At 60.3% G+C, this 13,124-nt stretch carries 12 protein-coding genes; 5 read left to right on the top strand and 7 right to left on the bottom strand.

What is annotated here, in order from left to right; translation table 11 throughout:
* Positions 1-64 precede the first annotated feature (64 nt).
* Positions 65-898 (bottom strand): universal stress protein, encoded by an 834-nt coding sequence (locus NEZ08_RS14145; RefSeq protein WP_298107772.1) that lies wholly within the window; start codon positions 896-898, stop codon positions 65-67.
* A gap of 401 nt (positions 899-1,299) precedes the next feature.
* Between NEZ08_RS14145 and NEZ08_RS14140 the strand changes: the two genes are divergently transcribed.
* The gene (locus tag NEZ08_RS14140; RefSeq protein WP_298107770.1) at positions 1,300-2,556 is read left to right on the top strand and encodes a DUF4010 domain-containing protein; all 1,257 of its coding nucleotides are present in this window, start codon (positions 1,300-1,302) and stop codon (positions 2,554-2,556) included.
* 274 nt (positions 2,557-2,830) lie between these two features.
* Complete coding sequence (locus NEZ08_RS14135; protein WP_298107812.1) at positions 2,831-3,394, top strand: cytochrome b; 564 nt, start codon at positions 2,831-2,833, stop codon at positions 3,392-3,394.
* 108 nt (positions 3,395-3,502) lie between these two features.
* Here NEZ08_RS14135 and NEZ08_RS14130 read toward each other — a convergent pair whose 3' ends face one another.
* A complete protein-coding gene (locus tag NEZ08_RS14130) occupies positions 3,503-4,693 on the bottom strand; it encodes an MFS transporter (protein WP_298107768.1) in 1,191 nt (396 codons plus the stop codon).
* 309 nt (positions 4,694-5,002) lie between these two features.
* Here NEZ08_RS14130 and NEZ08_RS14125 point away from each other — a divergent pair, with 309 nt between their 5' ends.
* Positions 5,003-5,698, top strand: a complete 696-nt coding sequence (locus NEZ08_RS14125; protein ID WP_298107765.1) for a VIT1/CCC1 transporter family protein — start codon at positions 5,003-5,005, stop codon at positions 5,696-5,698.
* A gap of 89 nt (positions 5,699-5,787) precedes the next feature.
* On the top strand, positions 5,788-6,030 hold the full coding sequence (locus NEZ08_RS14120) for a cysteine rich repeat-containing protein (protein ID WP_298107763.1): 243 nt from the start codon (positions 5,788-5,790) through the stop codon (positions 6,028-6,030).
* Between the two features lie 161 nt (positions 6,031-6,191).
* On the opposite strand, the gene NEZ08_RS14115 is transcribed toward NEZ08_RS14120, so the two are convergent.
* The 5 genes from NEZ08_RS14115 to NEZ08_RS14095 all read right to left on the bottom strand — a co-directional run bounded on the left by NEZ08_RS14115 (position 6,192) and on the right by NEZ08_RS14095 (position 12,413).
* Entirely contained in the window at positions 6,192-6,686 is a 495-nt protein-coding gene (locus NEZ08_RS14115; RefSeq protein ID WP_298107760.1) for a hypothetical protein, read from the bottom strand.
* A 748-nt stretch (positions 6,687-7,434) separates the two neighbouring features.
* Positions 7,435-8,262 carry an FkbM family methyltransferase gene (locus NEZ08_RS14110; protein WP_298107757.1) on the bottom strand — a complete coding sequence of 276 codons (828 nt, stop codon included), beginning with the start codon at positions 8,260-8,262 and terminating at the stop codon, positions 7,435-7,437.
* A gap of 168 nt (positions 8,263-8,430) precedes the next feature.
* Positions 8,431-9,063, bottom strand: coding sequence for a 2OG-Fe(II) oxygenase (locus NEZ08_RS14105; RefSeq protein WP_298107752.1), 633 nt, complete (start codon positions 9,061-9,063; stop codon positions 8,431-8,433).
* A gap of 180 nt (positions 9,064-9,243) precedes the next feature.
* Positions 9,244-10,374, bottom strand: coding sequence for a glycosyltransferase family 4 protein (locus NEZ08_RS14100; protein WP_298107749.1), 1,131 nt, complete (start codon positions 10,372-10,374; stop codon positions 9,244-9,246).
* Between the two features lie 386 nt (positions 10,375-10,760).
* Complete coding sequence (locus NEZ08_RS14095) at positions 10,761-12,413, bottom strand: NAD-dependent malic enzyme (RefSeq protein WP_298107747.1); 1,653 nt, start codon at positions 12,411-12,413, stop codon at positions 10,761-10,763.
* Positions 12,414-12,863: 450 nt separating this feature from the next.
* On the opposite strand from NEZ08_RS14095, the gene NEZ08_RS14090 reads away from it, so the two are divergent.
* On the top strand, positions 12,864-13,124 hold a 261-nt coding region (locus tag NEZ08_RS14090; RefSeq protein WP_298107743.1), incomplete at its 3' end, for a nitrilase-related carbon-nitrogen hydrolase.

Raw genomic sequence — 13,124 nt, 5'->3', positions numbered from 1 at the left:
GATGTCCGACCGCGCCGCGCGTTGGCTCTTCTGTCGGCCCGACCGGTTCCACGCTAGCCGCCGATTAATGCGAAAACAGAATGGGTAGCAGCGGCTTGGAAAGCATGCTTTGTGTCGCGCCTCCGAGAACGAATTCGCGAAAACGTGAGTGGCCGTAAGCCCCCATCACCAGCAGGTCCGCATTGCGGGATGTGACCTCCCTCATGAGAGACTCGCCGATCGACCATCCGGCCGCGTCAACCCGATCCACGATGGCATCGATCCCGTGCCGAGACAGGTTTTTGGCGAGTTGTTCGGGCGAGTGCTTGGTGTCGATGACCTTTTCGTTGACGACAGTGACGATGCGAACCGTCCTGGCCTTCTCCAGCACCGGGATAGCGTCGGCGACTGCCCGCGCAGCCGAGCGGCTGAAATCCCAGGCGACGACGACCGTGTTCAGTTCGAACGGACCGGAGGGCGGCGTCTCCGGCACCACCAGCGTTGGCCGCCCGGATCCGAAGATAACGGCTTCCGCGTACCATTGGTCATAGGCTGCCGGTACCGAGACGACAGTGAGATCGTGCAACCGCGCGTATTCCACCAGTCGCTGCGGGACACGATAGCTCAGGCTTTCTTCATGGATGACCTCGTGCGACAGGCCAGCCTTCTGCGCGGACGCTTCGAAGGCGGCGAGAAGGTCTTGCGCGCTATCGTGACTACGGTGAGCCTCGCGGGCAGCGAGGGCACCAGCCGTTCCGAAAGAGAGGAAGCTGCCGGGAATCTGGATGTGAACGTCGCACGCGATCGCCGCGATGTGTGCGTTGAGCGCGGACGCAACCGACACGGCTCGGTCGACCACCGAAACGGGCGTCGGCTCCGGGTAGCTGGTCAGCGTGAGCAGAATATCCTTGATAGGCATGGTATCCTCCGGTCAGCTTTGGGAGGCGATCCTAGCTGCAGCATTGGTAGGCGATTTGATCTATCGCAGGTCGGCCGTGCTAGGCCCGTCGGGATCAAGCCCGACCCGGTTGCCGGTCGCCTGGTGCGTGGCAAGCTTCGACCGCTCCAGCAGCGCAATCACGACCAGCATTTCTGGTCGAGCGCGCTGAACTCCTCTTTACTGACATCGATCCTGGCCAGGGGCGCACCTGTGGGGTCCGCCGATTGACAATAGACTAGGGGTCGCCGAATAAACCTCTTTGAGCTGGATCAAGAGGCCTTTTCTCGCTCCTGATCTATTGATTTGCGCGGCGTGGCCCGCCGCAAATCGCCAAGGAAAAATTCAAAGACTCAACTGCTATTTGAGGCGGAAGAAGACGCATGCCGGTGCTCGATGACGTGATCACCAGCCTGGCAGTGGCCCTCGGGATTGGGCTCTTGATCGGCGCCGAACGAGAACGCCGCAAAGGTGCGGGATCGTCGCGCTCGCCAGCCGGAATTCGAACCTTCGCCGCCGCCTCCCTTGCGGGCGCGGTGAGCTTTTTGGCCGGCGGAGCAGTGCTTCTCGGTATCATTGCGGCCGGCACGATGGTGCTGACCGCGATTGCCTATTTTAGATCCCGCAGCGCCGATCCGGGCCTCACGAGCGAGATCGTGCTCGTCTTGACGGTTCTGCTCGGTGGCTTGACGATACAGCGCCCTGGTTTGGCAGCGGGATTGGCTGTCGTGGTAACCGCTCTTCTCGCGGCCAGGCTGAAGCTGCACCAGATTGCCAACTCGGCTCTCACGGAAACCGAGCTGGAAGATGCTCTTATCTTCGGTGGAGCAACTCTGGTTGTGCTGCCGCTGCTGCCTGACCAGTCGCTCGGCCCTTTTGGTGCGCTGAACCCGCGGTCGATCTGGATCATCGTCGTCCTCGTGATGGCGATTAGCTTGGCCGGACATGTTGCGGTACGCACCCTTGGTGCACACGTCGGCCTCGCGATTACGGGGTTCGCATCTGGTTTCGTCTCCAGCATCGCAACGATAAGTTCGATGGCTGCGCGCGCGGCGGGCAGTAAAGAATTGCTCGCCGCAGCTGTAGCAGGCGCTGTGCTCTCGAACATCTCGACCATCATTCAGATGTCGGCGCTCCTTGCCGCGACCAGTATGCCCGTATTGATCGACCTCTCCCTTCCAATGATCTATGCCGGCGTGGCCGTCACCGCTTACGGGGCATTCTTCACCGTCCTCGCGCTCAAACAGCCGAGAATCGAGAAGCTACCGGCGGGGCGCGCGTTCAGCCTGCCCAAGGCACTGGGACTGGCAGCGATGCTGGCGACGATTATGCTGATATCGGCCGCCCTGCGCGAGTCGTTCGGAGAAAGGGGGCTGATTGTCGGTGCGGCGATCGCAGGCCTTGCCGATACTCACGCGGCTGCCGTTTCTGCTGCTTCACTCGTTGCCTCCGGGAAGATGTCCCCAAGTGACGCGATTATGCCGGTCCTGGCTGCCCTGTCGACGAATACAATCAGCAAGATCGCCGTCGCATCGACACATGGCAGCCGCGATTTCTCCATTCGCGTGGTTTCCGGATTGATCCTTCTGATTGTGTCTGCATGGGCGGGAGCGTTCGCCGCCGGATTCGTCGAACTCTAGCGCTTCTGTCGTTTTTTTTGCTCGACGACGAGCACAACGCTCGCAGGGCATCGCCTCGATATGAACTGCGCTCACCTCAACGAGCGGGACCGAATAATACGCCGATGTGGCTCAAAAGACCAAGCAGCTGCGCTGCCGGGGGCGAGCGGACCATCGACAATTCGACCGGATTTCAATCGAGCGCGCAATGAAACCCGCGGGGGAAAATGATCTTTTGACCCAGATCAACGCCGGATTGGACAGGCAAAATTATCATTCTCATGAGGTAAACGCGATGAACGGCACGGCAAATGGCGACTATGGCCCCGTTGCGAAAACGCTGCATTGGATAACGGTTCTTCTCGTTATCGTGGCTTGGACGCTGGGAATGTTCGGCGATGAGTTTTCCGAGGGGTCTGCTCGGGATTCCGGATTGCTGTTTCATATCTGGATCGGACTGACCATTCTGGTGATCGCGTTGGTACGCATACCGTGGCGCGTTGCAAATCCACCGCCGAAAGTTCTTTCTACCGAGTTCGGAAAATGGCTGGTCGAGTGGACCGATCCGGCATCGCGCGTAGTACACTATGTTCTCTATGGACTGTTGGTGCTTGTGCCCTTCTTCGGCATCGTGCTTCAGTTCGCGCGCGGTCATGCGCTGCCGCTCTTCGGCGTTGCGGCAATTCCATCGCCCTGGCTTGCTGACAAGACGTTTGCGCACAACGTCAAGGAAGTGCATGAAGTTCTGGCCAATCTTCTCGTTATCCTGGCCGCCTTCCATATGATGGCAGCGCTCGTGCATCATATTGTTTTTGGTGACAGCACCTTACGACGCATGCTCCCGCGCCTCGGCAAGTGATGGAGGTTGAGGGATTCCAACGTCCGCGCCAGGGCCTGTATCATCGATCGCGCTGCAGCAGGGCTGTATCAAGGTGAAAGCCCTCACCATGGGCCGCTAGGTGTTCGTTTATCTGCGCAGAAGCGCTGCGGTCCCGACGAGGCCAAGGGCCGTAAAAGCAGCGCTCGCGATAAATGTGGCATAAGGCCCAACCAGTTCCCAAAGCATCCCAGCCGTCAGACTTGCAAGCAAGAGCGATAATCCGCTGATAAAGTTGAAGACGCCGAACGCTGTCGCGCGCAGTCGTTGCGGCGCTTCATCGGCGACGAGTGCCGCGAGCAGCCCTTGTGTCATACCCATATGGAGGCCCCACATGGCGACGCCGACCATGACGGTCGTGAGATCGGACGCAACGGCGAGGACGATGTCAGCGGCAATGAGGACGGCGAAGCCGATAACGAGCAGCGGCTTGCGCTCGACGCGATCTGACAGGGCACCAAGGGGATAGGCGGAAAGCGCGTACACGATATTCATCACGACCAGCACGAGCGGCGCCCACGCGGGAGCGAGGCCAGCCGTCTGCGCTCGCAAGATGAGGAACGCTTCGCTGAAGCGCGCCAATGTCAGCACGGCCCCGATACCCACCACGATCCAGTACGCAGCGCCGGTGGCCTTGAGGTCTGCAATTCTCAGCGGTGTTTGTAGCGGCGGCGCTTCGTGCTCCGGCTCACGCACGCCGAAAACCAGCACAAGCACGGCGAGAATACCGGGAATCAAGGCAAGCCAGAATACCAACCGAAAATTGTCGTGCAGTTGGGCCATGAGCAAGATCGCGATCAACGGCCCGGCGAATGCGCCTATCGTGTCGAGGGTCTGCCTCAGGCCATAAGCGGCGCCCCGCAGTCGTGAGGGCACCATTTCCCCTATCATGGCGTCGCGCGGCGCCCCGCGAATACCCTTGCCGACACGATCTGAAAACCGCGCTCCCAGCACGACCGACGAATTGGGGGCGAGCGCAAAGAGTGGCTTTGAAAGTGCACTCAGCCCGTATCCAACAATCGTGAGCGCCTTTCGCTTTTTAAGCTTGTCGCTGATCCAGCCCGAGAAAAGCTTCGAGATTGATGCGGTTGCTTCACCTATGCCTTCGATAAGCCCGATCATTTCCGCACTGGCGCCCATTACGGCGGTCAGAAAGACCGGCAGCAAGCCATGGATCATCTCGGACGAGATATCCATGAACATGCTGACGAGACCGAGAGCCCAGATGCCGGCGGGCAGCCGGCCCGACGATGGCGACGCTGGCGCTGTTCCTTCAGTCACATTATACGATCCGTTGCTCCTGGTCGAAGGGCGTTCGCACGATGTGGCCGCACGCAACCGCCATTCGCAACGCTAGTGTAGACGCCTCCTGCGGTCAAACGTATCAGGATGCTGAATTCGATGTGGGCTCGGCTCGTGATCATCACCATGCGACGCGCAGAATGACCGGATCGGCCGCGAAATACGAAACCGCCTCCTGCATTTCGTCAATCGCGGTTTCCCATCTTGACCTGCATCAATCCGAACCTGCCGCGGATGCCGCCTGCTAGCGCCAGGAACTTGCAAGGCCTACCAGCCAAGGAAATCGTCATGCCAGCCACGCCGCACGTTGAGAAGCACTTTACGGCATCAGAATCTGTGCGTGATGTGGTCATCGGCATGGCCGATGGCCTTACCGTGCCGTTCGCGTTGGCGGCAGGGCTTTCGGCAGCGGTCGTCAGTACGGACGTCATCGTCACGGCCGGACTTGCCGAAGTCGTCGCCGGTGCGATTGCCATGGGGCTTGGCGGCTATCTGGCCGCGCGAACAGACGCAGAGCACTACGCCGCTGAAGAGCGCCGGGAGAATGAAGAGATCGATCATTTGCATGAAAAGGAGATTGCAGAGGTCGAGACGATCTTCCGGGATTATGGCCTGCAGGGCAGAGCGTTGGAGGACGTGGTGAACTCAATCGCGTCCGACCGGAAACGCTGGGTCGACTTCATGATGCGCTTCGAGCTGGGACTCGAGCGCCCTGATCCGAAACGCGCCCCGATCAGCGCCGCCACGATTGGAGGGTCGTATATCGTCGGCGGACTGATTCCGCTGGTCCCCTATATGCTGGCCCATCAGATCACCACGGCCCTGCAGATTTCCGTGGCGTCAACCGGGGTTGCGCTGCTCTGTTTCGGCGCCATCAAGGGCCATTTCACCGGCATGAACAAGATGAAGGCCGCCCTCCAGACCCTCCTTGTCGGCGGGCTGGCGGCAGGGGCGGCCTATTGGCTCGCCCATTTGTTCGGTTAGTTCGATTTTGCGGGCCGAGCGTTGACCCTCATCAATGTCGACAAGACCGAGCCACGTGACAAGAGAGCGTTCGAGCAAGGAGAATTGGTATGTCCAAGAGCACCGCAATAGCTATCTGCTTGATAATTTCCGCCGTCACTCCGGCCCTTTCTCAAAGTGGCCCGGTCGCCACGCAATGCGCAAAGGACATCGAGACCTACTGCGCGGGTAAGGGACACGGCTCCGGCCAGACCAGAGCCTGTCTGCAAGCAAATCGGGACAAGGTCTCTGCCGAATGTCGGCAGGCGCTGGATACCACCGGTCCTGGGTCGGGGCGAGGGCGCATGAAGTAAAAAACTGCCGCAAGGTGCCTCTAATCCAGAGGTACATCGAAGACGTCGGCTTTGCACCGGGGCAGTGGCTCTGCTACCGGTGCTCACCGATCGGACATCTGCCGCCGTGATGCGATGACCGGTCGGCGGATATGACTTGCTCTCCGTTAGGTGCCTTCAGCCTATTTTTTTAGGTTTATCTCGACATCCGCATACAGGTTTGCGCCGAGAGCGAGCGGCATGAGTTGGCCCTTGAATGTGCCTTCGCCTGTTGCCCCCTCGAAACGTCCAGTGCCGCGCAATACGACAACCTGCGTCGCCGGGAAGAGTGTCGCCGCTTCTTCCATTTTGGTCGATCCGGCCACTTTAAACCAAAGAGCCGAACCGTCGCTGAGGCTTATGTTGCAATAAGCGACATACGCGCCGACGCCGTTGATATAGTCATTGGTCGCGGCGTATTGTGAGGCGCCGACAGATCCGTCAGGAAATATTGCTACACCGCTCCGCCGATTTAAGCGCAGCAAGTGCCCCTCCCTGTCGCCAACTTCAAGGGATTGGAGAGAGCTGGAATTGGTAACAAAGTGAAAGCTCAGAACCTCGTCCGCCCGGACAGGTCCAAGGGACGAGAGGACGAAGGCGGCAATTGCGGCCAGGCCTGAAACACGACGCTGATTCATAGCACGATCTGCCTATATGAAAACGAGGTTCCCGATTCCAACTCGATGATTATTGCGGCCGATCAGGCCGCAGCAGATTGATCTGGATCAGGGCTCAAGGCAATTCTGCCGGCGCAAAAGGAGCACTCCGCTCACTGGAATGGGGTCGATCCCGCAGGTCCGCCCCCGCGGATTTTTGTCTGCGCCGTTCGGCCCTTCAATGCGTTATGTTCTTTCAGCTACTGAAGAGTGAGGCGCCGATGTCTCAAAATGGAATAGCAGCGTACTTGGCGGCGCTCCTGATGGGCTTGTCGTTTTGCGCAGGCGCGGCTCCTCCATCGTCGGCGCGCGCTTATGCCCAGTTGGAGACGCCAGTGGAGCATGACAGGGCCGCGTTGAGCGCCGACGAACGCAGGAGGCTCAGGGAGGAACTGACAAGGGCGCGGGATCGTCAGAACGATCGGGTCAAAGCCAAGGAATCGGCGCCGGCGGCAAGGCCGAAGAAGCGCTGAAAAGCTTTTCGCTCCGCTCAGTCATTGCCAGCCGAGCCAATGAACCACCACCGAAATGCTCAGCGCCCACATCGCGAGACTGATGATTCCTCCAATGAGGCAACCTTGATAAAATCGCATCGGCAGCGTGGCCTTTAGCGATGGCCTACGCCGTCGTGGGAAATGCGTTCCTGCGCTGCTGCAAGGCTGGGTTGTTGCAATTGAGGACGGGCAGTCCGCGTCGCTCCCCGCAGGCTTTTCAGCCCGCTTTGGCAGCGTTACTCACGCAAAAGAAGCGTGTTGCTGCGGGTCTTGCCCGTTTGGCGGTAGCCGCGTGCAATCATGTCATCGATGCAATCGTGCTGCCATTCCGCGCGCGACAGGTGCTCGATCACAACGGCCCGCGGCCACAGCGTCTCCGGAGCCTGCGCAAAGAAGCCGGTGAGGACGCGGTCCTCAAAGCCTTCCACGTCGATCTTCAGCGCGTTCACCTTGCTCGCGCCGGCATCGCTCAGGATCTGCTGCAGCGTCAGCGCCGGAACTCGGATCGCGCGGCTTGAAGGTTGACCATTGACGATATGGCTCGCGCCGAGGTTATCACCATCGGTCTCGATCAGGAGGTCGCCATTGGATGGTCCGGCGGCGGCGGCGATCAGTTTCACCTGGGTGAAACGGGAAGCGGCACGGTTGAAGGCGAGGCGGGCATACGCCACGGGATGCGGCTCGACGGCGATCACCGTTCCGCTGCTGCCGACTTTCCCGGCGAGGGCCAGCGCATAGGTGCCGACGTTGGCGCCGATGTCGACGAACACGCCGCCCGCGGGCGTATGCGCGCGTAGAAAGGAAAGCTCTTCCAGATTGTAGTCCGGGTTAAACAGCGCGCCGCGCTCGGTGGCGCTCGCCAGATGGTAAAAGCGAAACGAGGCGCCTTGATACTGCACGTCCACTGGTCCAGCCCGCATGAGGCTGACCAGCCGTGACATCCACGGCCGGAATGCGCCGCGTTTGAGGCCCGAGCGATGCGCCAGACGGATGATCGCCGCCTGCGCCGGATTCGGCGTCAGCGTGCCGAAGGGTGCTGTGGAAGTATCGTTGTCAGGTCTCACACCAGAGCTCCAATTCCGAAGTTCGCAACATATCGCGGTAACCTCTGACACGAACTTCCAAATCAAAGGGGCTCTGGCAACTTATTAATTCTAGTGAGGCTTTGACTTTGATGTCGCTTCGAAGGGCGCTGAGAAACTGAAAGGAAAGTCAGAGGCGCTTCACTAGGCTCACTGCATCCAGTGCGACGGCTGAAGCAGCCGCTTGAACCTCGAGGTGAAGCCGTGGCGGCTCTGCTCGCGGTCGACGACGGATTGGTCGGTGACCCAGTTCAGCTGGATGGCGCGGCGCTTGCCCTCGAACGGGTGATGGCCGTGCCATGAATTGTCGGAGCGCTTGAAGATCAAGAGTGTTCCGCCGCTCGGTTCGACCTCGGTGACATAGTTTTCGAGGTCGGAGCCATTACGCAACAACCGCAGGCGGCCGGTCGAACTCTCCCAGGAGGCGTCGTTCATGTAGAGCAGGACAGTGATGATCTTGGTCTTGGAATCCGTATGAATCTGGCCGTCGCGTGCCCGGCAGAAGCCGCGGACGGTGTACATCGTCGGCCTGTCCGTCAGATCGACATTGAACTTTTCCTCGACGATGCTTTGGAACGCTGGTCCCAGCAGTTCGTCGATGAGTTCCTTGAAATGTCCGGCAATCTTCAGTCCGGCCGGCGGGTGGGAGCCGGGGCCTGGCACGTCGGGATAGTCGGCCACGACCTCTTTCAGCCGTTCCTGATCGACGAAATTCTTCACGATGAGATATTCGAAGGGATCACGTTCGAGGGGCGTCGAGCGAAGCACATCAAGTTTCAGCATGGTTTCTCCTGATCTGGAGCTGCCGATTCTGAAGTTCGCAAGCAATTGCGGCGACGTCTGGTGCGAGCTTCGGAATCAGAGGAGCTCCAGCAACTTGTTGTTTCCGAGGACCGGCTTCGAGTTTCTGTGTTCCTATCACGAACTTGCCGCGATACCGATAGGAACTTCAAATTCGCCGCGCTAGGCTTCGTCCGGGTGACCGGAAAAGGTCCCGCCGGTCGTGGCTTGTCGTTGCTTTCGCGACAGGCCCAGCGGCCTCTGCCCTTCGGCCCACAGGCGGTCGTAGACAGCGCGAATGCCGCGCGCCTCGGCCGCAAGCGAGAAGTTGGCGTGCACGAATTCCAGCGCAGCCCGGCCGTGCTCCTTGGCAAGCTCCGGCTTGCGAAAATAGGGCTCGATCGCAGCGACAAGAGCCTCCTTGTCACCCGCCGGCACGATGGCGCCGTTGATTCCGGGCCTGATCATTGAAGGAAAGGAGCCGGCGTCGGAGGCGACCACCGCCGTCTGCGAGGCCATCGCCTCCAGAGGCGTCAGGCCAAAGCCTTCCTGGCGAGAAGGCGCCACGAACAGAGTAAAGCGCCGATACCATACGGCGATGTCCTCGACATCGCCGAGAAAAACGATGCGTTCCGACAGGCCTGCATGGGTGATCTTCGACTTTAACTCGCGCTCATAGGCCAGGTTGTCGGCCGTCGTGCGGCCGGTAATGACCGCCGTCCAATCCGGATATTGCGGCAGAAGCCGCAGCATCGCATCGACGAACAGGTCAGTGCCCTTTTGGTGGCGAATTCGCCCGGTGCAGCCCACGGCATATTTGCCCGGCAGCCCGGCCGCCGCGAAGTCGTCACGGGGATCGCGGGCGGGATGGAATTTCTGGAAGTCAGTGCCATGTGGCACGATTGTATACGGCACTTCCAGGAAACTTCCCGAACGTTCGCTGGTCGTGATGACGGCGTCCATCCGCCGCAGCATCCAGCGGGTCAGCGGCTTGTGCCGGCGCTGACCGGCCGAATTGAAAATCAGGCGGAGCGGCGCGCCCAGGACGTTCTTCAGGAAAAGTCCGGCCATCATCTCGTTGTTGCGACGGCAGTGATAGATCCGGAACGGCCGATGGGCGGGCCGGCGAAACAGCTTCGGAACGTCGGACCAGCGCATGCGCGGGACCCGCTCCGGCAGATCGAAGCCGAGCGCCGCGATCTTCAAGGTTTTCGCCTGCTCCGGCACCAGTTGCACGACCGCCGTCGTGCCGCCGGATTGGCGCCAGTTGAAATTCGTCGCCACGACTTCGATTTCAGAAAAATCGTCCGTCAAACCGATGATTCCTTAGCGAAAATGGGGCTATGACCATCGCGGTCCTCGCAGCGCTCAACGCGCCGGACACAGCGATGGCAGCCGGGGTCGATTCCCGGGGCAAAAAGGATTTCATGACGCCTTCTAAGCCTTGGACTTGAGAAAAACCAAGAAAAAACATCGCGCAAAGCTGGACGGCGCGTGATTGGGGGCTGACGGGCAGGCCCGCTTGGGCCATCCCCGAGGCAAGGTGCCGGGTTCCCTGCGCCGGGTCATGCCGCCCCATCAAGCCTGCGGCGGGCGCGATCGAGGCGAGTTGCCCTGGAGTGGAAGGTCGCGCGCCGCTGTGAAATGGAGGGGGCGGAACGAAAGAACCCCGATCGCAGATCGGGGGCTTCTGAAGTTCGTCAGTAGTGCGGGTCGTACATCTGCTGCTCGATATATGCCATCATGTCGTTCGGCCGCGCGGTTGTCGCAAGACCGCGCCTATAGGCAACGTCGGCGACGGCCGCGGCAATGTGGGCCGAGACCTCGCGGATCCGCGGCAGTGACGGATAAAGGCTGCCCTGCTCGATATCCTCCTGCGTCACCAGATAGGCCAGCGTGTGGGCGGCAGCCATGAACATCTCGTCGGTCACGAGCTTCGTTCCGCTCGCAATCGCGCCGAGCCCGACGCCCGGGAAGATATAGGAATTGTTGCCCTGGCGCGGCACGAAGGTCTTGTCATCGAATTTCACCGGATCGTAAGGGCTGCCGCAGGCGAAAAGGGCGCGGCCGTCGGTGTGGCGATAGGCTTCTTCCGCCGAGCATTCCGCCTTCGAAGTCGGGTTGGAAAGCGCAAACACGATCGGCCGGTGATTGATCTCGGCCATCGCCTGAAGCACTTCCGGCGTGAAGGCGCCGCCGACTGCGGCGACACCGATGATCGCCGTCGGCTTGAGGGTGCGGATCGCAGTCAGGAAGTCTTCGACGGCTGCGTGATCGTGCGCGTAGCGCATCTTGTGCTCGGTGAGACCTGCACGGTCCTTGACGACAAGCCCGCGCGAATCCACCAGCCAGTTGCGTTTGATCGCCTCAGGCTCCGATAATCCCTCTGCCATCATCGCCGACACGATGAGATCGGCGATGCCAGTCGCCGCTTCGCCTGCACCGAGAAAAAGCACCCGCTGATCGGCCAGTTTGCCGCCATTCACGCGCAAGGCGGAGAATAGACCGGCCAGCGCGACCGCCGCCGTTCCCTGGATGTCGTCGTTGAATACCGGAATGTCATCGCGGTATTTATGCAGCAGACGGAACGCGGAGTGATTGGCAAAGTCCTCGAACTGAATCAGCACGCCGGGGAAGGCTGCGCGGGCCGCGGTGATGAATTCGTCAATGAATTCGTCGTACGCCGCGCCGCTGAGGCGCTTCTGGCGCAAGCCGATATAATAGCGGTCGTTGAGCAGATCCTGGTTGTTGGTGCCGACATCGAGCATGATGGGAAGGCAGTGCTCCGGGTGGACGCCGGCGCAAGCCGAGTAAAGCGAGAGCTTGCCGACCGGAATTCCCATGCCGTGGGCCCCGAGATCGCCTAACCCGAGGATGCGTTCGCCGTCGGTGACGACGATCAGCTTGGCGGGATAAGGCCAGTTGCCGAGCAGTTCAGCGATGCGGCCCTTGTCGGTCGCGCTAATGAACATGCCGCGCGGACGCTGGAAGATCAGTCCGTAGCGCTGGCAGGCCAAGCCGACGGTCGGCGTATAGATCAGCGGCTGGATTTCATCGATGTTGTCGCAGACCACCCGAAAGAACAGCTCTTCGTTGCGGTCGTGCAGCGAGTTGAGAGCGATATATTTCTCGAGGTCATTGGGAAGGCTGCGGAGATTGGTCAAGACGCGCGCCACCTGCTCCTCCATCGAGAGCACATGCGCGGGGAGAAAACCGCGCAGGCCAAGTACGTCCCGTTCGGCCTCAGTGAAAGCCGTCCCCTTGTTGAGCAGCGGGTCGCGCAATAGCGCGAGACCACGCGGCGAATCCGGGGCTTGCGAATTTGGCGTCGTCGCCCGAACTGGCGCGATCATGGCGTTTCCTCTCTCGTTCTCTTCTTTTCGGCTTTCGCCTTTTTTTATCGTCCCGCTTTGCAACGGGAGGCGGCCGACCGAAGAAGAAACCAAATGGCGTTCTTCTGCAATCGCTTTGCATTGACCAGAATTCACCTTTGAAAGCAACACTGGCTTAAGCAAGCGGCCGACATTAGCAAATGATGGCGGCTTGAATATTGCTTTCACGCCAAACCAGCCATGAAGGTAAATGTGGTGCCACGAACTGAATTGACTCCGGCCGAAACGATTCTATGACTTTGGTGATCATCTGCGCTGCAACAACATGCTCGATTTTGGGTCGTTGCAGCGCGAAATAAAGCAACCGGCAGGCGTGTGCGGCCTGCAGGTTGCCAGAGCTCCTTTGATTCCGAAGTTCGCATCAGAGGTTGCCCCAACGCCTTGCGAACTTCGGAATCGGAGCTCTAGTCCATGCGCGTCGTCAACGTCGCCGCCGCTCAGATGGGCCCCATTCAGCGCGCTGAGAGCCACCAAGCCGTGATCGCGCGCATGATTGCGCTGATGGACGAGGCCAAGGCGCGGGGTGCGGACCTGATCGTTTATCCGGAGCTTGCACTCACCACGTTCTTCCCGCGCTGGTACATGGAAGACCAGTCCGAGGTCGATGCCTGGTTCGAGCGCGAGATGCCGAATGCGGCAACGAGGCCGCTGTTCGCCCGCGCCGCTGAGCAT

Source organism: Bradyrhizobium sp., from assembly GCF_027451485.1.
Taxonomy (GTDB): domain Bacteria; phylum Pseudomonadota; class Alphaproteobacteria; order Rhizobiales; family Xanthobacteraceae; genus Bradyrhizobium.
The sequence above is the reverse complement of the archived record's forward strand: the minus strand, read 5'-3'. Positions and strand labels throughout refer to the sequence as shown.

Coding starts and splice junctions, on each gene's coding strand:
- NEZ08_RS14145 (WP_298107772.1), bottom strand. CDS start 898: ATGCCTATCAAGGATATTCTGCTCACGCTGACCAGCTACCCGGAGCCG.
- NEZ08_RS14140 (WP_298107770.1), top strand. CDS start 1,300: ATGCCGGTGCTCGATGACGTGATCACCAGCCTGGCAGTGGCCCTCGGG.
- NEZ08_RS14135 (WP_298107812.1), top strand. CDS start 2,831: ATGAACGGCACGGCAAATGGCGACTATGGCCCCGTTGCGAAAACGCTG.
- NEZ08_RS14125 (WP_298107765.1), top strand. CDS start 5,003: ATGCCAGCCACGCCGCACGTTGAGAAGCACTTTACGGCATCAGAATCT.
- NEZ08_RS14120 (WP_298107763.1), top strand. CDS start 5,788: ATGTCCAAGAGCACCGCAATAGCTATCTGCTTGATAATTTCCGCCGTC.
- NEZ08_RS14115 (WP_298107760.1), bottom strand. CDS start 6,686: ATGAATCAGCGTCGTGTTTCAGGCCTGGCCGCAATTGCCGCCTTCGTC.
- NEZ08_RS14105 (WP_298107752.1), bottom strand. CDS start 9,063: ATGCTGAAACTTGATGTGCTTCGCTCGACGCCCCTCGAACGTGATCCC.
- NEZ08_RS14095 (WP_298107747.1), bottom strand. CDS start 12,413: ATGATCGCGCCAGTTCGGGCGACGACGCCAAATTCGCAAGCCCCGGAT.